Below are 18,450 nucleotides of genomic sequence, written 5' to 3'. Positions count from 1 at the left end.
GATGGATTTTTTTCTATATTAAAACCTATCTTGCCTGAAATTTTTTTATGGTAGAATTAGCCGGAATAATCATTCTTGGAATAGTTGCACAATGGGTGGCATGGCGATTTAAACTGCCGGCCATTTTGCCCCTTATCCTTATAGGCCTTTTGGTGGGGCCGATATCTACATTGTTTACCGAAGACGGGACAAAGTTGATCCGACCTATCTGGAACGAGAAGGAAGGCCTTTTTCTCGGGGAAAGCCTTTACCATTTTGTCTCTTTGGCCATAGGGGTCATTCTGTTCGAGGGCGGACTCACCCTTAAACGTTCCGAGGTGACCCGGGTGGGGCCGGTAATTACCAAGCTGATTACGGTGGGCAGTGCGGTGACTTTTTTTATGGCGGGTACGGCTGCCCATTTCGTTTTCGGACTCTCATGGCAGATTTCCTTTTTGTTTTCGGCCCTTATCATCGTAACCGGTCCAACGGTCATTACCCCCATTCTCAGAAATATTCCCCTAAGGAAAGACCTATCGGCCATATTGAAATGGGAGGGCATACTTATTGACCCCATTGGTGCGCTCGTAGCGGTACTGGTCTTCGAGTTTATCAGTATCGGTGAGGGACAGGGGTATACCCAGACCGGACTGTTGGAGTTTGTAAAGGTGTTGTTGCTGGGCTTTACCTTTGGCTTCACTTTTGCCCACGCCCTGACCCTGGCCATAAAAAAGAACTATGTACCCCATTATTTGTTGAATGTGGTGTCTTTGTCCGTGGTGCTTTCGGTTTTCGTAATTTCCGAGTTGTTCGCCCACGAATCGGGCCTGTTGGCCGTGGTGGTCATGGGAATGGTCATGGGCAATACCCAGTTACCCAATATCAAGGAACTGCTCTATTTTAAGGAATCGATCAGTATTTTATTGATCTCCATGCTCTTCATCCTGCTTTCGGCCAGTATGAACCTGCCCGAACTCGAGCTCCTGTACAATTACAAGACCCTGGTTCTTTTTGGCATCGTGGTATTTGTGGTAAGGCCCTTGGGCGTGTTCTTGAGTACCTTGGGATCCAACCTGAACTTTAGGGAAAAGCTGTTCATCAGTTGGGTGGGCCCCAGGGGTATCGTAGCCGCGGGCATCGCTTCGCTTTTTGGGTCTAAACTGATCTTGAGGGGCGAGCCCGGGGCAGAATATATTACCCCCTTGGTCTTTATGATCGTTTTGGGCACCGTTCTGCTCAATGCCTCCACGGCGCGGTTTATGGCCAAATGGCTGGGCGTATTCTTGGAAAAATCGGAAGGCATCGTAATTATAGGGGCCTCGAAGGTATCGAGGTTGATTGCCGACTACCTGCAAAAGAACAACCGCCATGTGGTGCTCATCGACAACAACCAGACCAATATCGAGAAGGCCAAAAAATTGGGTATAGAGGCCATTACGGCCAACATCTATTCCGACAACCTGACCGACAACATCGAGCTGAACGACGTAGGCTACCTTATGGCCCTTACCGGCAACTCCGATATCAACAAATACGCGGTCGATAAATTTGGCAGTCAGTTTGGCGAAAACGGTACGTTCAGGTTGATCGACTCCGACGAAATGAACGACCCGGAGAACAACCCCAAGGAGGGGCTTTTCTCACATACCGACGATTTTATCAAACTGACCGAAACGGCCCGTATGTTTCCCATTATCCATGAAATCGAGATAAAGGACAAGGAACACTACGAGGGGCTTATCGAAATTACCAAGGCAGACGATTACGTGGTACCCATCTTTCTAAAAACCCCTGACGGCGACCTTAAGATCATACCTTCCTTCAGTACCGAATTCGAGGACATCAACGGAGGATGCCGATTGGTATATTTAGGGCGTGTGCTTGATGCCGATGATAGCGACGATGATGCGAATGAAGGGGATTAACCCGAGAATGGCATTGTTTTCAGAACGGTAACCGATATCTCGTCCGTACCGATTTCGTGGTAGTCTTCGTGTTCCAGACGATAGAAGGGTATCGCCGCCTCCCGCTTAATTTTATCTTCCAAGAGCTCAGTATCGATTTCGCCACTTTCTTGGCGCCAGATAAAGATGGAGTGCTGTTTGGTTTCGCTTGATGCGTGTTTCGCAATAAATTTGGCAATATAAGTTGTCATAGGTTTTGGAGGAACTAAATTCAACACAACTAAAACAGAAAGAAGGCCAAAAAATTGTTTGAAATTGTGCAGTTGAACGAAAAAATGTAAGAATTATCTTTAAAATATCAAGAAGCCATTGATACTTAAAAAGTTAAGGATCGATAAAAAAACGGCCTCTTTTAATTGCGGAAAAAACGGACACCAAAACCCAAAAAAACACCTTTGGGCAAGTCCAAATTTATACGGGGTAGACTGCTCTTATCGCGAGAACAGAACGATACACCCTATTTGCTTATTATAAGTACCCACGGATGGGCGTCAGGCGCTGTGAAGATGGGGTCTCCAACTGTTTTTGTCGGCATTTTTTCTCCTGTTTTGGGGTTTGCCCAATGGTAATTCAGGCCCAAGGGCACACTGGGAATTTTTATGGAGCCCCCTTCGTTGAGGTAGGCGATATACAACTCGCCTTCCTTGGCCAACAAGGGCTTGCCTTCGGCGAGGTCAAAGCGTTTCTCGATATCGGTCAGGTCGTAGTCCTTTAGAATTTTTCCTACAAGGCCTACATGGCTAGCGCCTTCCAATTGCATGGCCTCCTTCCACGAAGTGGCCTGGTCCGTCCACGCCTGCCAGCCTTCCTCGGTAGGGGATATCTTCCATTGCCAAAGGGTGGCCGCTCCGTACGCCACGCCCATGGTTCCCCCGTGCATCAGTTGCATCCATGCTTCTTCGCCCTGCCACCAACCCAGGCCCTTTTTACCATTGTCCATGCCTTCGTAGGTAGGTTCGCCGTTGGCACTTCCCTTTGTAGGAAGGTTGGCGTACATGCGTTCCACTTTATGGTATAGGTGTTCGCCGTTATGGCCCGTCTGTGCCCATTGAAAATCGAGCCATTCCTCTGCTTGGTGGCTTTTGTTGTAGTGAAAACAATGGTCGCTGCCTTCCTTTGCCCAAGAGGCGAGGTAGTCGTCGCAGGGGTTGTAATGAATACCTGTAGGTTGGGCGTAGCAATCCCATTTCTCGAGCATTTCCCCGCTTTCAAGAATACCGGGGTCTTTGCCGTTATGGTCGCCGCCTAGTAGCCAAATGGCAGGAAGGCTTCCGTATCGGGCCAGCAGGTATTTGCAATAGCGTTCATATTCCTTGGGATCGATGGTCCTTCCCAGCACATCGAGCCCCTTCCATCCGAAGCCGTGAAAAACAGGTTGGTGCACCGGTACGATTTCATGGGCTATAAGGATGTTTATGATCTTATCGTAATATTGAAAGTAATCGACGTTCATCTGGTTCAAGCTGCCTTCCGACAAGTCGTTGAAAGCCCTTTTAAACCCCTGTTCGGTATTTCGTTTGTTCGGTCCCTCGGCCTTCATGTCGGGTTGCAAGGTCATCAGCAATACCGTATTAAAGCCTTTTTTCTGCCGGTCTTTTGCATAGGTCTCCACTTGTTCCGTTGTGGCCCGAAAGGGGATGGCCCAGGGCGTGTCGGCCACCATAAGAAAAGGTTTTCCGGAATGGTGCACAATGCTCCGGTGTCCTTTTGACATGGTCAACAGGCCGTTTTTGAGCAATGGGTTGGTACCTGAATGGGGAACGGACCTAAAAATTCCCGTCTGCCCGTGCAGGCCAGCATCGTTTTTGTTGGATGCAAAGGATGTCCACTTCCACGAGGTATTTGCGGTAGTCGGTGCAAAGCGTATTTTCCAGATGTTGCCCCCGTCCCAAAAGGCAGGCCTTTTAAATTCACGGTTTTGCTCATCGTAAAAGAGGGCCCAAACCTCGACATCGGTGTAGGGGTTCTTGTATTCTTCTTTTGAGGCCAAGGTGATTTCAAGGGTCGTCCATTGTTCCACATCCCCCGAAGAAGATTGGCCCATGGTGAAACAAAAAGGAATCCATAAAAGGAGATAAAACGGAAAGGGCCTCATTTTGAGTTGGTTTTGACCATGAAGATAGTAAAATGCACGGTATTCGGACCTCTCTACCCATAAGGATGGGTCGCTCTCAGCGGGATGGTATCCGGTAATCAGGTGCGACATGCACCATACGGGCAGTCCTTTTCCTTTGGCAGTCGCGGGGTTGTTCGAAAGAGGACTGACAGGTCTGCCCAATGCCCCGTGAGGAAATCGTACATAAGAAAAAACACTTTCCGTATCGACCCGGGACAAAACGTTTGATTACCAATACGTTATTACTTTCTGGTGCCTACGCTTCACCCAAGACGGCAAGTCCTATGTTAATTTTCCTACAATATTTGAATGTTCCCAACGTTTTTGAGGTAATTCAATTTTATGCAAACCAAAACCCAAACTTAGTATGAAAAAACCTATTTTATTCCTTGCCTTGGCCAGCATGGTCGCCTTTACCAATTGTTCAAAAGATGATGACGACACGGATCCGATCGTCGGTACCTGGGTGAGTGAATCGAGTATTACGCCCGAAGGAGGGGAAACCACGACCTATAAGGATATATGGATTTTTGAGGAGGACCATACGGGAGCGTACACCGATACGACCAATGGCCAAGTGAACCGGGAGACCGATTTTATTTGGACCAAAACGGACGAGGGTTACGAGGTGGACTATGCGGAAGAAGGGGTGCGCAATAACGAAACCTTCACCATTGGGGAGCTCCTGGGAGAAACCACTTTGGAAAAAGGAGGGGCTTTGATAGCCATGAAAGAATAGGCCATAGGCCCGATGAAAATAGAAAGTCCCTTACAAACTTAGATGTAAGGGACTTTTTTTAATCGTTTAGCTTCAATACGGCCATAAAGGCTTGCTGGGGAATTTCGACATTGCCTACCTGGCGCATGCGTTTTTTCCCTTTTTTCTGTTTTTCCAAGAGCTTTCTTTTTCGCGAGATATCGCCCCCGTAACATTTGGCGGTCACATCCTTACGAAGGGCCTTTATGGTCTCCCTCGAGATTATTTTCGCACCGATGGCGGCCTGGATGGGGATATCGAATTGCTGGCGGGGAATCAGTTCCTTCAGCTTTTCGCACATTTTCTTACCGATGCTCTGGGCATTGTCGGCATGGATAAGGGCCGACAGGGCGTCCACGGGTTGTGAGTTTAAAAGGATATCGACGCGTACCAATTTGGATACCCGCATCCCGATCGGGGCGTAGTCGAAGGAGGCATAGCCTTTCGATACGGTCTTTAGACGGTCGTAAAAGTCGAAGACGATCTCGGCCAGGGGCATGTCGAAACTGAGCTCGACGCGTTCGGTGGTCAGGTATGTCTGGTTGGTAATAATGCCCCGTTTTTCGATACACAAAGACATGACGTTGCCCACAAAATCGGCCTTGGTGATAATGGTCGCCTTGATATAGGGCTCTTCTACCCGGTCGATTCCCGAGGGATCGGGCAGGTCGGAGGGGTTGTTGACGATGATGGGTTGATCGGGGTTCTTTCGCGTATAGGCATGGTAACTTACGTTAGGTACCGTGGTAATCACCGTCATATTGAACTCCCGTTCGAGGCGTTCCTGAATGATTTCCATGTGGAGCATCCCCAAGAAACCACATCTAAAGCCAAAGCCAAGGGCGGCACTGCTCTCAGGGGTAAATACCAAGGAGGCGTCGTTTAACTGCAGTTTTTCCATGGAAGACCGCAGTTCTTCAAAGTCTTCGGTGTCTACGGGATAGATGCCCGCAAAAACCATCGGCTTTACATCCTCAAAGCCCGCAATGGCATTCTTTGTGGGGTTGTCGGCATCGGTAATGGTATCGCCGACCTTCACCTCACGGGCGTCCTTGATCCCGGTGATCAAATAGCCCACGTCGCCCGCCTTTATACTTTGTTTCGGGTGTTGCACCAGTTTTAAGGTACCCACCTCATCGGCATAGTAACTCTTATCGGTCGCTACGAACTTTATCTTCTGGTTTTTCTTGATTTCGCCGTTGATGACCCTAAAATAGGTCTCAACGCCCCTAAAAGGGTTGTATACCGAGTCGAAGACCAAGGCCTGCAAAGGTTCGTCGGGGTTGCCCTCGGGTGCGGGAATCCGTTCTATAATGGCTTCCAAGATGGCCTCGATCCCGATGCCGGTCTTGGCACTGGCCGGTATTACTTCCTCCGCCGTACAGCCCAAGAGGTCTACGATATCGTCGGTCACTTCCTCGGGGTTGGCACTGGGCAGGTCTACCTTGTTCAATATGGGAATGATCTCCAGATCGTTCTCCAAGGCCAAGTAAAGGTTGGAAATGGTCTGGGCCTGAATGCTCTGTGCGGCATCGACCACGAGAAGCGCCCCTTCACAGGCGGCGATCGAACGCGATACCTCATAGGAGAAATCGACATGGCCCGGGGTGTCGATCAGGTTCAACACATAGCTTTCACCTTTGTACACATAGTCCATTTGGATCGCATGGCTCTTAATGGTAATGCCCCGTTCGCGTTCGAGGTCCATATTGTCGAGCAGTTGCTCTTTTTTTTCACGGGCGGTAACGGAACCCGTAAAATCCAATAGACGATCGGCCAAGGTACTTTTACCATGGTCAATATGGGCAATGATGCAAAAGTTTCTGATGTTCTTCATAGCAGCTGAACAGCGGTTAAGGGCGCAAAGATAAGTTATTTTACTACGTTTTTATTAAATATCAAACACTTGGGCCATAAACCGTTAAGAGAAGGCCGTTCAAGCGAAGCGTGCATGGCTAAAAGGCAATTAGGCAGCGCTTAAGCGATTGATAGATAAAAAGTTACCTTGCTCATTGTAATATAATAAATTTATACTTGTAAGATTTTACCTTGTTTATTAGATTTGATGCTCATTCGAACAGACAAATTGAGAACTCGTTTTTGCCCCGTTTTGTTTTTTTTGCTCTTTAGCTTACCTGTATTTTCCCAAAGTTTTTCAGTTTCGGGTAGGGTAAACGATGAGGCACGGCTGCCCGTTGCCTTTGCCCACGTGGTGCTGCTCCGGACTACGGATTCTACCTTGGTCAATGGGGCCAGTACCGATGACGAAGGAAATTACCTCATAGAAAACATAAAGGCCGGCCCCTATTTTCTAAAGGCCAGTTTTTTGGGGAACGAATCGGAATGGCGTAAGATCGACCTCAAGGGCGACCTTCAGGCGGAACCCTTGGAGCTGCTTACGGCATCGCAATTGGAGGAAGTCGTGGTCAGCCAGCGGAAGCCCAGGCTCGAGCGGCAAGTAGACCGATTGGTATTTAATATTGAAAATACCGCTTTGGCCGATAGCGAGATCTGGGAAGTACTCAGGCGGACCCCGGGGGTATTGATCGTCAACGACAAGTTACAGGTGAACGGCAGCAGCCAGATAGGTGTTCTTATCAACGGCCGTAAGGTACATCTGCCCAAAGGCGACATCATCAACCTCTTGTCCGGCACCTCGGCCAGCTCCGTCGAGGCCATAGAGGTGATTACCACGCCCCCGGCCAAATACAGTGCCGAAGACAATGCCCTGATCAACATCAAAATGAAAAAGAACCTTGTGGCAGGGTACAACGGGGCCATTTACAATAATTACGTTCAGGGCATTTTGCCCAAGCACACCGTGGGCACCGAACATTATTTTAAGGGAAAGAAGACCAGCTTTTCTCTCAACTACAATTTTAAACACCGGAGAACGGTGGTAAAGTTCACCGACCGCACCCATTTTTTCGACGGCCCCGACACGTTTTCGACCTGGTTGGGCCAACAAGACCACGTCAAGCGCAGCGAGCAACACAACCTCTCGGCCTTTTTCGATTACGACCTGGGCGACAAAAGCCATTTAAGCCTTTCGGCCATTACCCTTTGGCAGCCCGATATCGAAAGGCACTATAACAATGTAACGGATATTGAGGGCGACAGCCTGTACTCGCATTTTGAAAGTTACAACCGTTCACAGGAAAGGGAAATCAATACTTCGTACTACGTCGACTACGAACACCAACTGAACGACAAGGGGGCGGAAATTACCCTAAACGGGCATTATACCTTTTACGACAACAGCGAGGCCCAAAGGCTCGACACCGACTTCTACGATTTGGACGGTCAATATTTGACCCGAAACGACTTTAGCATTAATACCGAACAGTATATTAACTTGTACGGCCTACGGGCCGACTTTTCGACACCCCTGGGAAGCTCGGTCAAATTGGAGACCGGACTCAAATACGCCGATATCGCTTCGAAGAACATCGTGCTGCAAGAGGGGTTCGACCTCGAAACCCCCGGTGCTTCGCCGACGGGGGCAGGCACCTTCAAGTACGACGAGTCGATATTTGCCGGATACGCCTCGATCAATGCCGAATGGAAGCAATGGAGATTAAAGGGCGGACTCAGGGGCGAATATACCGATACCCAAGGGGTATGGAGCCTGGGCCAGGACAGCAGGGACAACCACTATTTGGAATGGTTCCCATCCGTTTCAATGGATTATACCCCGCTTTCGGACCATAGTTTTAAGGCCTATTATTACCGAAGGATCGAAAGGCCCCGCTATGCTTCCATCAACCCCTTTCAAATCTTTGAGAGCAACTTTACGACCATTGAGGGCAATCCCGAGCTATTGCCCGCTACCACGAGTTATGCTGCCGTCGGATATACCTTTAAAAAAAGTTATACCATTGAGTTGTTTTACAAGAACGAGGTCAACGGCTTGGGCGAGTTCGTGTTTCAGGACAACGACCTTCATTGGCTGCGCTTTATCCACAAAAACGTCGACCGAAACTATAATTACGGCGTCGACCTGATCTTGAACAAAGACATTACCTCCTTTTGGGACTGCTATCTTCTCGCCAGTTTTTACCAAGAGAAAATCCGTTTTAAAGGCCTTGATTCCGATGTACCTGTCGAAAACCAACTCTTCAGCTGGTTTATGAAGACCAATAACGGTTTTTCCTTTCTCAAGGATGGCTCGCTTACCGCCGACCTGAGCTTTATCTATTATGCCCCCTTGCTTTCGAGGAACATGAGGTACGATTCCCTAAGTGCCCTGGACCTCCTGTTCCGAAAAACGTTTTGGAACAAAAAGGCCAGTCTATCCATAGGGGTCAACGACATTTTTAACCAAGGAAACCGATATACCACAAGAAAATACCTGGACCAGGACAATTCTACCTTGCGAAGGGGAGAGAACCGCTTGTTTACCCTGGGCTTCCGGTATAAGTTCGGCAACACGAAAATCCGTGACAACCAAAAGTATAAGAGCACGGAAGAGGATAGTAGAATATAAGGCTATGGCATACCAATCAGAATAGTGCCGCAAACCCCCAAACTGATAAGCAGGTAGACCCCGGCAAGGATTACGAATATTTTGCCGGGCTTCTTTTTCTGTTTTGACAACAAGACCACCCCGATGATAAGAAAAACAATAGCGGGGCCGAACATGATTAAAAAGAGGAGGGTGACCAGGCCGTCCAGGTTTCCGACTTCCAAGGGTAAATTCATCATGGCGTTTCGTTTTGTAGTTCTTTCAATCGGTTTATTTTATCATCCCTGTAAAACAGGTTCATCGTTTCAAAAGGGATTATCTTATTGTCTTTGTTCACGATATGGACACACGATTTTTTGATCGCCCTGACATCAAAATTATGGGCATCGATAAACTGCATGATGATGATGCGAAAAAGATTGTCGTACCCCAATTCGGGGGCATCTATTTCGGGCAGGCAACACATGATGCTCTGTAGGTTTTCCGATGCTTTTTCTACCGAGTTGCCCGTACTAAAAAGCGCGATCATTTTTCCGTGCAGTTGCTCGTCTTGCTCGTAGATGATCGTATTTTTTCCTTCGTTCAATAGATCATCGGGGTTGATATATCGGGTCAAAGGACTCACTTCGCCGTCTATCTTTAGGGCATAGGCCATGACCAGGGCATCGGGGTTGCAGGGCACCGGTATTAGATCGTCGGGTTCAAAAATAGGGGACTGCTCCAGTATTTTTCTACGTACCTCGGTGAGGGTAATTCGATTTTCATCGACATCAAAATGCTCTAAACGCCCGGCGATCTGTGTAGGTTGAAAGGTAACTCCCCGCACACATTTTTGACGAAGGGCAAAGTCTATGGTCTCTCCCATTTCATGGTCGTTAAGGCCTTTTTGAAGCGTAACCACCAAGGTTGTGGAAAGGTTCAGCCTATTTAGGTGTTCCAGTGCCTTTAAACGAATGTCGGCCAAATCTGCCCCGCGTAGGGTTTGTAAAACCTCGTTGTTCAAGGAATCGAACTGCAGGTAAATCTCAAAATCGGGCATATAGGTGGCCAGTTTCTCGGCAAAGCCAAAGTCCTTCGCAATTTTTATACCGTTGGTGTTGACCATCAAATGGCGAAAGGGCAAGGTTTTGCAGTAGTCCAGAATTTCAAGGAAATCGGGGTGTAGGGTAGGCTCGCCACCGCTGAGCTGTACCACATCGGGCTCGCCTTCGTTCCTTACGATGGCATCCAACATCGATTTTACCTCCGCCAATGTACGGTGCCTACCATAGGTGGGCGATGACCCGGCATAGCAGGTAGGGCAGGTAAGGTTGCAACGGTCCGTTAACTCCACCACGGTTAGGCAAGAATGCTGTTCGTGATCGGGGCACAGGCCACAATCGTAGGGGCAACCGTAATGCGTTTTCGTATTAAAGGTTTTCGGGTACTCAGAGGCTTTGTTATAGTTTCGGATGTTCTTGTAATATTCGATATCATCGGCAATAAGCACCTTTGAGGCTCCGTGCTCAGGGCAACGCTTTAGCATATATACCTTTTCGTTTTCAAAAACGATCTTGGCATCCACCCTTCTTAAACACTCAGGACAAAGGCTTAGAGTGTAATCATAATACACGTAATTTTTTTCGGGCATAGGACAGTCCTTGACGGATGAATTTAAAATAGTAAAGAAGACAAATTAAACATAATATTTGAATGCTGCTGAGCCCTGCGATGTAAAAGGTATTGGGTTTTAGGAACTCGATAAGGAATCGAAAAGTAAAGTAGCTGACCATAAAAAACTTGAAATAGGTCCCGCTTTCAAGGGGAGCGAATTTCTTTTGGCCATATTTTATGGCTATGAACAACAAAACCATAAACACGACCTCGTATAGGGCAATGGGATGTCTTGCAACACCGTCCCCTAGATCCATCCCCATAAAGAAAGAAGTTGGTTTTCCGTAGGTAAACTCATGTATTCCCGATAAAAAACAACCGATACGGCCGATGATGATTCCTAAAATAAGGGGCAGGGTAAACAGGTCGCCCGATGACTGTTTTTCGCCGATTATCTTTTTGGCGAGTTCCACACCTAAGAGGCCACCGAACAAACCGCCCATAATGGTCTTGTTGTTTAAGATGGCCAACCAGCCTTGTTGCCCGTGCAATACGGGGTTTTCGAAAAAGGCGACCAGGCGTGAAAACAGCAAGGCCCCAAAAATGGCCCCGATAATTATGGACAGCCGATTGTTCGACGATATGGGATCCCTGCTTCTTTTCCGCAGGAAAACATAATACCTAAAAGCGATGAAAAAGGCCAGGTATTCCAACACCAGGTGTACATTCACCTTGGTGCCGAACAGTACAGGCTCATAGGGAATAGTCATCCTTTATGTTGCTTTTAAGAAGGGTCTGTTACTCTTGCCACTCGGCTATGAACAAATTGGTATCCCTAGTACCCCCGTTGTTGCGGTTGCTCGAAAAGGCCAAATATTTGCCATCGTTCGAAAACACGGGAAAGGCATCAAAGGTTTTGCCATGGGTGACGCGCTCCAGGTTCTTACCATCGATATCGATCAGGTAGAGGTTAAACGGAAACCCTTTCTCGGCCTCAAAATTACTGGAGAACAATATTTTTTTTCCGGAAGGATGAAAGAACGGACTCCAATTGGCGTTGCCCAAGAAGGTGAGTTGCCTTAGGTTGCTTCCGTCCGCATTGCATATAAAAAGCTCCATTTCGGTAGGTTCTACCAGGCCTTCCGCCAATAGGTCCTTGTATTTTTTTATGGCTTCGGGCGTTTTTGGGCGAGATGCCCTAAAGATCAATTGGCTTCCATCGGGAGAAAAGAAGGCACCACCGTCGTAACCCAGCTCGTTGGTGATCTGTTTCACGTCCGAACCGTCCAAATTCATGGTATACAGCTCCAGGTCACCACTTCTATCGGAGGTAAAGACGATTTTATCGCCTTTGGGAGAAACCGTGGCTTCGGCATCGTAACCGGGCTCATCGGTCAATTGGGCAGTAATATTCCCTTCCAGGTCGGAGACAAAAATGTCGAAGGTATCGTAAACGGGCCAAACGTAATTCCCGTTTTTCCGAAGCGGAACCTCGGGGCATTCCTTATCCGCCAAATGGGTAGAGGCGTAGACAAAATGCTTGTTATCGGGTAGAAAATAGGCACAGGTCGTACGGCCAAGGCCGGTACTCACCATAGGGGGCCTAATGGTATCGTTAAAACTTTCGCCCACATTCATCAAGAACATCTGGTCGCAGTTTACGCCCCAAGCCTTGTTGTTCGATTGAAAGACCAACTGTTTGTCGTCCCAGCTCCAATACGCCTCGGCATTGTCGCCCCCAAAGGTAATTTGGCGGATGCTCTTAAAATGTTTTTCCTCGGGGTAGATCAGGGTATCGGCACCGGACATAATAGAGGTTGATTCTTCTTTTTGGGGTGCAGTGTTCTTGGGCTCCGGTTTGCAGCTTCCCAATAAACATAGGCTTCCTAAAATAAATAAAAGTCTCATGGAGTATGTGTATTTTTGTCAAAAATACACGCTATGCCACGCAAGCAAATAATTTTATTGATCTTTTTTGCGATTCTGTCATCCTGTAAACAGGAAAAAGAGGTAACCGTAAGTATGCAAGACGATGTTGCCTTTTTGGCAAGTGACAGCCTACAGGGCCGGGAAACGGGAACACCTTACGAAATACAGGCGGCAAATTATTTGCAGCAACGCATGAAGGAGATCGGACTTCTTCCAAAAGGAAACGGCGGCACTTATTTTCAGACCTTTAGCTTTAAACCCAAAAAAGACCCGCATTCCGAAGTGCAGTTTGTTGCTGGCGATAGCACCATTACCGGAACCAATGTAATCGGGTATGTAGATAATAAAGCGGATAAAACAGTGATTATAGGCGCCCACTACGATCATTTGGGCATGGGGGGCGAAGGTTCATTGTATGCCGATGGCGAGGCGATCCATAACGGGGCCGATGACAATGCAAGTGGAGTGGCCGTATTGTTGGACCTAGCAAAAAAACTTAAGGATAGCGTTACGGGAAGCAATTATTTGTTCATCGCCTTTTCGGGCGAGGAAATGGGACTTCTGGGCAGTAATTATTTTTCAAAGAACCCGACCATCGATTTGAAAAAGGCGAACTACATGATCAATATGGATATGGTGGGCAGGCTAAGGGAAGACAAGACCCTATCCATCAGCGGAACGGGTACCGCCCCTATTTGGGCCCAGGTGCTCAACGCCAACAATCCAGGGTTTAAGCTGGTCTTGAGCGAATCGGGCGTGGGCCCCAGCGACCACACCTCCTTTTATTTGCAGGATATTCCCGTGTTGCATTTTTTTACGGGCCAACATAAGGACTATCACAAACCTTCCGACGATTCCGATAAATTGAACTACAAGGGCATGGAAATAATCAGTGATTATATTTTGGATGTTATCGCCGACCTTGACGACGATGCCAAACTTGCCTTTCGCGAAACCAAGAACGAAAGCGAGGACACCCCTAGGTTCAAGGTTGCCCTTGGGGTTATGCCCGATTACCTGTTCGACGGAAAGGGCATGCGCATCGATGGGGTCACCAAAGGAAAACCCGCAGCAGCCGCAGGCTTACAAAAAGGCGATATCGTGATTAAATTGGGCGATAGTACCGTGGTCGACATGATGAGCTATATGCGGGCGCTTTCGGTTTTTGAGGAAGGAAACGCTACGGAAGTAACGGTCGACCGAAACGGTAAAAAGATAAGGGCGAAAATCACGTTTTAAATAAACGTATTTTTGCACCCTTAAAACAGAAGCAAAACATTGATATGCCCAAGATTGGCGACATAGAATTACCCGATTTTCCCTTATTGCTTGCACCGATGGAAGATGTAAGCGACCCCCCTTTTCGTGCCCTGTGCAAAGAGAACGGCGCCGATGTGGTGTATACCGAGTTTATTTCTTCGGAGGGTCTGATCCGCGATGCCGCAAAGAGCATCATGAAGCTGGACATTTACGAAAAGGAACGCCCCGTTGGCATTCAGATATTTGGTGCCAATCTCGATTCTATGCTGCAATCGGTGGAAATTGTGGAGAAATCCAATCCCGACATCATAGACATCAATTTTGGGTGCCCGGTCAAAAAAGTAGTGAGCAAGGGTGCCGGAGCCGGTATTTTAAAGGATGTGGAGTTGATGGTCTCCTTGACCAAGGCCATGGTGGAACGCACCAAGTTGCCCATTACCGTAAAAACCCGTTTGGGATGGGACGAAAGCTCGATCAAGATTGTTGAGGTCGCCGAGCGTTTGCAAGATGTGGGATGCAAGGCCATTGCCATTCACGGCCGTACCCGTGCACAGATGTACAAGGGCAATGCGGACTGGCGGCCTATTGCGGAGGTAAAGAACAATCCGCGGATGCATATTCCCGTATTTGGCAACGGGGACGTAGATACGCCCGAGGCCGCCAAGAAAATGCGGGACGAATACGGATTGGATGGGGCCATGATCGGCCGGGCCAGTATCGGTTACCCTTGGTTTTTTAACGAGGTAAAGCACTATTTTAAGACCGGGGAGCACATGGCCCCGCCCAATATGAAAGCCCGGGTAGAGGCCGCTAGAAGGCATTTGCAAATGGCCATTGATTGGAAAGGGGAAAAACTGGGGGTTTTTGAGACCCGTAGGCACTACACCAATTACTTTAAGGGCATTCCCAACTTTAAGGAATACCGTATGAAAATGGTTACCAGTGACGATGCCGCCGATGTATTTGCCGCCTTTGACGAGGTGTTGGACAAATTTGGCGACTACGAGTTTTCGGCCTAATTCCTTACTGCACGATCAATTTCTTGGTAATTCGACTGCTGGCAATTTTCGAGGCGATCACGCCCAAGACCATAATGGTACCGAGTACGATAAGTACATTGCTAACCTGGTATTCGACCGGGTAGGGCAGCGAGGGGGTGATCATCAGCCACTCAAAGGCGATTTGCGACCCGATAAGCAGGGAACCCAAGAGCACGCCTATCAAGCCTCCGATACCCGTTACCAATAGGCCTTGGACAAAAAAGATGGCCCTGAGCTTGTCGAGGGTCGTACCCAAGTTGTAAAGGGTTCTTAGGTTCTGTTGCTTGTCGAGTACCATCATAATGATCGCCCCCACGACGTTGAACAGGGCGATGATCAGCACCAGGGTAAAGATCAGGTAGGTGGCCAGGTTTTCGGTGTTCAGCATGCGGTGCAGCGTGCTGTTGAGCTCTTGGCGGTCGCGGAGAACAACGCTATGGTCGAGCACCTCGGCGATTTCGTTCTTGACCGCGGCGAGGTCTTCGGTGTCGTCGAGCTTAAAGCCCAGGGCCGATACCTGTCCGGGGGCTTTTTCCAAGAGGTTCTGTACCGAGGGCAGGTCGGCAAAGACGTATTTTTTGTCGAGGTTTTCCTCCACGCCGAACACCCCGCTGATAAAATAGGCCTTGGTCTTGAGGTCCTTGGCCGAGAGGGAGCCCTTGCCGGGCTTTAGGGCCAGGACGACCAGGGCGCTCTGGTTGACCGAAAGGCCGAGCGTATTGACCACCCCGATACCGGCCACGGCCTGGTCGGGGTTGACCCGCCAGGTGCCGTATAGGATGGTGCTGTCGATGGCCGTCACCCGGTTGTAGTTGGTGTCGATGCCCTTGATGATGGCAATATGGCTTTTGCCCTGGTACTTGAGGTATACCTTTTCTTCCAGCTCCTTGGTAAAGGAGGCCACCCCCGCTATTTCGTTGAGCCGGGCTTCCTGTTCCTTGCTTACGGTAAAAAACTTGCCCGTGGCCGGCAGGGCCTTCAGGTCGGGGTCGAAGGTATTGCTGAACTGAAGGCTAAAGGTCTTGAGTCCGGCAAAGCCCGACAGCACGACAAACAGGGCCGCCGAACCGATCACGATCACCAAAAAGGTAATCAGGTTGATAATGTTTATCGCGTTCTGGCTGCTTTTGGAGCGAACGTAGCGTTTGGCGATATAAAGCGGAAAATTCAACCCTACAGTTTTTTTCTTTTATCGAGCAAGTCGCGGTTTTTAATCGGGTTCTCGTCGCCTTTGAGCGACTTCTCGATGTTCTCGATATAGTCGAGGGAGTCGTCGAGGAAAAACAGGAGCTCGGGCACCCTTCGCAATTGATTTCGGGTACGTTGGGCCAGCTCGTGCTTGATCAGGGGCTGGTTCGATTTGATCCCCTCCATCAGTTCGGCCGCCTTGTCGTTCGGAAAAATACTCACGTACACCTTGGCGATAGAGAGGTCGGTAGTAACGTTTACCTTGGTTACGGAAATTATCGTCCCCTGCAATCCTCCATCTATTGCCGCACGTTGTAGGATATCGACGATGTCTTCCTGTATTACGCCTGCGATTTTTTTCTGTCGTTGTGTTTCCATAGGGCAAAAATACGCAGAATTAAATGTAAATTAGGAAGATAAAACCCCAGGAGGGCAAAAACCCGTGTCAATTGAAGAAAATAGAACATATCGGCATAGCCGTTAAGGACTTGCAAGCCTCGAACCTGCTGTTTGAAAAGCTTTTGGGCCGGCCGCACTATAAGATAGAGGAGGTAGCCTCGGAGGGGGTAATCACCTCCTTCTTTCAGACCGGCGAAAGCAAGGTCGAACTGCTGCAATCGCTTACCGACGACGGCCCCATTGCCCGCTTTTTGCAGAAAAGGGGCGAAGGGGTGCACCATATCGCCTTTGCCGTCGACGACATTAGGTCGGAGATCGAAAGGCTGCGCAAGGAGGGCTTTGAGGTACTGGGCGAAGGGCCCAAAAGGGGGGCGGACAACAAACTGGTAGCCTTTCTGCACCCCAAAAGCAGCAACGGGGTTTTGGTCGAGCTGTGCCAAGACTTGAAAAACTAGGCTCGGAGCCATATTTTGGCATAAATGGAGAACATTATTTTGTGTAGTTGGGCGTAATGGTTAAATTTGCCCTCATTTTCGGACGCATCTCTAAGTTGGTATTGGATGTTGCGCCCGATTTTTTAAGACGACCGGTCCTATAGCTCAGCTGGTTAGAGCACCTGACTCATAATCAGGGGGTCCCTGGTTCGAGCCCAGGTGGGACCACATCAAGCAGAAAACCCACGCCTATGGTGTGGGTTTTTTATTTTTAGGTAGTAAGCCGGGCTTGCCCGGGCTTCTACCCCAAAATAAAAAAGAACGATTCGCGCTAGCGAAGCGTGGTTTGCTATTGGCAGGAGCGGGCACTAATGGTCCATGAGCATGGCGAGCTAACCTAGGAGGGGCTAACTTTAAAAAATATCCAATCTATTCGTTTAGGTTGGATTTTTTTTGACTTACGGAAAACCGTAAAACACAATGATTCTTCTGTTCTAAATTGCGACCAATAATAAATCTTACAAACCAAAAACCTTAATTATGAGTTTTAAAAAGCAATTAATTTTATTGGCATTGATTACTGGATTCAACTATAGTTGTGATAAATCGACCTCAGATGAGTTTGAAGAGGTCAATGGCCATGTAGAAACTAGATTGTTGAGCGCTATATCTGTAGTTTCCGCACAAGATTCATATGAGAACAGCAATGTTCTTTTTCTTTACGATGGCGAGAATAAACTGACCACGGTGACAAAGGACAACGACACGGGTATTTTTTCGTATGACAATGGAGAGTTGGCAAATGTTACCAGTGGCGGTGGAAATTTATCCATAGAAGAATTATATCAATCACCGTATGATGCCTTTGAGTACGGGGAGGTGATGGAATATGATGATAACGGGAACCCTTATATACTAAAGTTTATAGAGGAGAGGTATAATTATATGTCAGGTAATATGGAACCATATTATTATACGGCGCAAGTGACTTACGATGATAAACCAAACTTATTTTACAAGACCATGGAGGCGGGCGGTTTAATAGACGTAATGGACGGTGTTCGCCTAAATTTTAGCATAGCGCCGCAATCTCAGGATATAGTAAAGGCAAAGGCCTTGTTTTTTAATAACAACCCATCTCAAATTATATATAAAAATGAAGAAGGGGAAGTAGAATATGTTGTGAACATAAGCTATGTGTATGACGGGGACTACCCTACTTCGGCTACCGTTACTTCTGCTTATACGGATGGAGGCGAAACAAACACCTATACGGTTTCTTTTTCCTATAGAAGCAATTAGATTAGGTATAGAATTATCTACTGG

At 48.1% G+C, this 18,450-nt stretch carries 16 protein-coding genes and 1 tRNA gene; 8 read left to right on the top strand and 9 right to left on the bottom strand.

Annotated features, from left to right (window positions below; genetic code table 11):
* Positions 1 to 47: 47 nt before the first annotated feature.
* Positions 48 to 1,904, top strand: a complete 1,857-nt coding sequence (locus BUB37_RS01970) for a cation:proton antiporter (protein ID WP_072987676.1) — start codon at positions 48 to 50, stop codon at positions 1,902 to 1,904.
* Here the strand turns inward: BUB37_RS01970 and BUB37_RS01965 are convergent.
* Together BUB37_RS01965 and BUB37_RS01960 are read right to left on the bottom strand one after the other, a co-directional pair.
* Positions 1,901 to 2,134 carry a hypothetical protein gene (locus tag BUB37_RS01965; RefSeq protein ID WP_072987673.1) on the bottom strand — a complete coding sequence of 78 codons (234 nt, stop codon included), beginning with the start codon at positions 2,132 to 2,134 and terminating at the stop codon, positions 1,901 to 1,903. The genes BUB37_RS01970 and BUB37_RS01965 overlap by 4 nt on opposite strands.
* Before the next feature lie 266 nt (positions 2,135 to 2,400).
* Complete coding sequence (locus tag BUB37_RS01960; protein WP_094766500.1) at positions 2,401 to 4,038, bottom strand: glycoside hydrolase family 140 protein; 1,638 nt, start codon at positions 4,036 to 4,038, stop codon at positions 2,401 to 2,403.
* Positions 4,039 to 4,426: 388 nt separating this feature from the next.
* Between BUB37_RS01960 and BUB37_RS01955 the strand changes: the two genes are divergently transcribed.
* Positions 4,427 to 4,798, top strand: a complete 372-nt coding sequence (locus BUB37_RS01955; RefSeq protein ID WP_072987670.1) for a hypothetical protein — start codon at positions 4,427 to 4,429, stop codon at positions 4,796 to 4,798.
* A gap of 58 nt (positions 4,799 to 4,856) precedes the next feature.
* Here the strand turns inward: BUB37_RS01955 and lepA are convergent, their stop codons facing one another.
* Positions 4,857 to 6,653, bottom strand: coding sequence for a translation elongation factor 4 (gene lepA / locus BUB37_RS01950; RefSeq protein ID WP_072987667.1), 1,797 nt, complete (start codon positions 6,651 to 6,653; stop codon positions 4,857 to 4,859).
* A gap of 249 nt (positions 6,654 to 6,902) precedes the next feature.
* Between lepA and BUB37_RS01945 the strand changes: the two genes are divergently transcribed.
* On the top strand, positions 6,903 to 9,302 hold the full coding sequence (locus BUB37_RS01945) for an outer membrane beta-barrel family protein (RefSeq protein ID WP_170863101.1): 2,400 nt from the start codon (positions 6,903 to 6,905) through the stop codon (positions 9,300 to 9,302).
* A gap of 2 nt (positions 9,303 to 9,304) precedes the next feature.
* On the opposite strand, the gene BUB37_RS01940 is transcribed toward BUB37_RS01945, so the two are convergent.
* From BUB37_RS01940 to BUB37_RS01925, 4 genes are read right to left on the bottom strand one after another with little or no spacing between them, the layout of a single operon-like run.
* Positions 9,305 to 9,520, bottom strand: coding sequence for a hypothetical protein (locus BUB37_RS01940; RefSeq protein ID WP_072987661.1), 216 nt, complete (start codon positions 9,518 to 9,520; stop codon positions 9,305 to 9,307).
* On the bottom strand, positions 9,517 to 10,911 hold the full coding sequence (locus BUB37_RS01935) for a radical SAM protein (protein WP_072987658.1): 1,395 nt from the start codon (positions 10,909 to 10,911) through the stop codon (positions 9,517 to 9,519). The genes BUB37_RS01940 and BUB37_RS01935 overlap by 4 nt, the downstream gene beginning before the upstream one ends.
* Positions 10,883 to 11,644: a prolipoprotein diacylglyceryl transferase family protein gene (locus tag BUB37_RS01930; RefSeq protein ID WP_072987654.1), complete on the bottom strand. Its 762-nt coding sequence runs from the start codon at positions 11,642 to 11,644 to the stop codon at positions 10,883 to 10,885. Before BUB37_RS01930 ends, BUB37_RS01935 begins: the two co-directional genes overlap by 29 nt.
* A 28-nt stretch (positions 11,645 to 11,672) precedes the next feature.
* Positions 11,673 to 12,782 (bottom strand): TolB family protein, encoded by a 1,110-nt coding sequence (locus tag BUB37_RS01925; RefSeq protein ID WP_072987651.1) that lies wholly within the window; start codon positions 12,780 to 12,782, stop codon positions 11,673 to 11,675.
* Positions 12,783 to 12,815: 33 nt separating this feature from the next.
* Between BUB37_RS01925 and BUB37_RS01920 the strand changes: the two genes are divergently transcribed.
* Both BUB37_RS01920 and dusB read left to right on the top strand, forming a co-directional pair.
* Positions 12,816 to 14,042 (top strand): M28 family peptidase, encoded by a 1,227-nt coding sequence (locus BUB37_RS01920; protein WP_072987648.1) that lies wholly within the window; start codon positions 12,816 to 12,818, stop codon positions 14,040 to 14,042.
* A gap of 44 nt (positions 14,043 to 14,086) precedes the next feature.
* Positions 14,087 to 15,082, top strand: a complete 996-nt coding sequence (gene dusB / locus BUB37_RS01915; RefSeq protein WP_072987645.1) for a tRNA dihydrouridine synthase DusB — start codon at positions 14,087 to 14,089, stop codon at positions 15,080 to 15,082.
* Positions 15,083 to 15,086: 4 nt separating this feature from the next.
* Here dusB and BUB37_RS01910 read toward each other — a convergent pair whose 3' ends face one another.
* Together BUB37_RS01910 and rbfA are read right to left on the bottom strand one after the other, a co-directional pair.
* Positions 15,087 to 16,274 carry an ABC transporter permease gene (locus tag BUB37_RS01910; RefSeq protein WP_072987642.1) on the bottom strand — a complete coding sequence of 396 codons (1,188 nt, stop codon included), beginning with the start codon at positions 16,272 to 16,274 and terminating at the stop codon, positions 15,087 to 15,089.
* A gap of 2 nt (positions 16,275 to 16,276) precedes the next feature.
* Positions 16,277 to 16,669, bottom strand: coding sequence for a 30S ribosome-binding factor RbfA (gene rbfA, locus BUB37_RS01905; RefSeq protein ID WP_072987639.1), 393 nt, complete (start codon positions 16,667 to 16,669; stop codon positions 16,277 to 16,279).
* Between the two features lie 71 nt (positions 16,670 to 16,740).
* On the opposite strand from rbfA, the gene mce reads away from it, so the two are divergent.
* The 3 genes from mce (at position 16,741) to BUB37_RS01890 (ending at position 18,426) form a co-directional block, all read left to right on the top strand.
* Positions 16,741 to 17,145: a methylmalonyl-CoA epimerase gene (gene mce, locus BUB37_RS01900; RefSeq protein WP_072987636.1), complete on the top strand. Its 405-nt coding sequence runs from the start codon at positions 16,741 to 16,743 to the stop codon at positions 17,143 to 17,145.
* Positions 17,146 to 17,278: 133 nt separating this feature from the next.
* A tRNA-Ile gene (locus BUB37_RS01895) sits at positions 17,279 to 17,352 on the top strand.
* Between the two features lie 312 nt (positions 17,353 to 17,664).
* Positions 17,665 to 18,426, top strand: a complete 762-nt coding sequence (locus BUB37_RS01890) for a hypothetical protein (protein ID WP_072987633.1) — start codon at positions 17,665 to 17,667, stop codon at positions 18,424 to 18,426.
* The last annotated feature ends 24 nt before the right edge of the window (positions 18,427 to 18,450 follow it).

Origin of the sequence: Pseudozobellia thermophila, assembly GCF_900141855.1 — a bacterium.
GTDB classification, from domain to species: domain Bacteria; phylum Bacteroidota; class Bacteroidia; order Flavobacteriales; family Flavobacteriaceae; genus Pseudozobellia; species Pseudozobellia thermophila.
Note: the sequence above shows the minus strand (reverse complement) of the source record. Positions and strands in the feature narration are given on the sequence as shown.

Bases quoted from the DNA above. Each gene is read 5' to 3' on its own strand.
- BUB37_RS01970 (WP_072987676.1), top strand. From the start codon at position 48: ATGGTAGAATTAGCCGGAATAATCATTCTTGGAATAGTTGCACAATGG.
- BUB37_RS01965 (WP_072987673.1), bottom strand. From the start codon at position 2,134: ATGACAACTTATATTGCCAAATTTATTGCGAAACACGCATCAAGCGAA.
- BUB37_RS01960 (WP_094766500.1), bottom strand. From the start codon at position 4,038: ATGAGGCCCTTTCCGTTTTATCTCCTTTTATGGATTCCTTTTTGTTTC.
- BUB37_RS01955 (WP_072987670.1), top strand. From the start codon at position 4,427: ATGAAAAAACCTATTTTATTCCTTGCCTTGGCCAGCATGGTCGCCTTT.
- lepA (WP_072987667.1), bottom strand. From the start codon at position 6,653: ATGAAGAACATCAGAAACTTTTGCATCATTGCCCATATTGACCATGGT.
- BUB37_RS01940 (WP_072987661.1), bottom strand. From the start codon at position 9,520: ATGATGAATTTACCCTTGGAAGTCGGAAACCTGGACGGCCTGGTCACC.
- BUB37_RS01935 (WP_072987658.1), bottom strand. From the start codon at position 10,911: ATGCCCGAAAAAAATTACGTGTATTATGATTACACTCTAAGCCTTTGT.
- BUB37_RS01930 (WP_072987654.1), bottom strand. From the start codon at position 11,644: ATGACTATTCCCTATGAGCCTGTACTGTTCGGCACCAAGGTGAATGTA.
- BUB37_RS01925 (WP_072987651.1), bottom strand. From the start codon at position 12,782: ATGAGACTTTTATTTATTTTAGGAAGCCTATGTTTATTGGGAAGCTGC.
- BUB37_RS01920 (WP_072987648.1), top strand. From the start codon at position 12,816: ATGCCACGCAAGCAAATAATTTTATTGATCTTTTTTGCGATTCTGTCA.
- dusB (WP_072987645.1), top strand. From the start codon at position 14,087: ATGCCCAAGATTGGCGACATAGAATTACCCGATTTTCCCTTATTGCTT.
- rbfA (WP_072987639.1), bottom strand. From the start codon at position 16,669: ATGGAAACACAACGACAGAAAAAAATCGCAGGCGTAATACAGGAAGAC.
- BUB37_RS01890 (WP_072987633.1), top strand. From the start codon at position 17,665: ATGAGTTTTAAAAAGCAATTAATTTTATTGGCATTGATTACTGGATTC.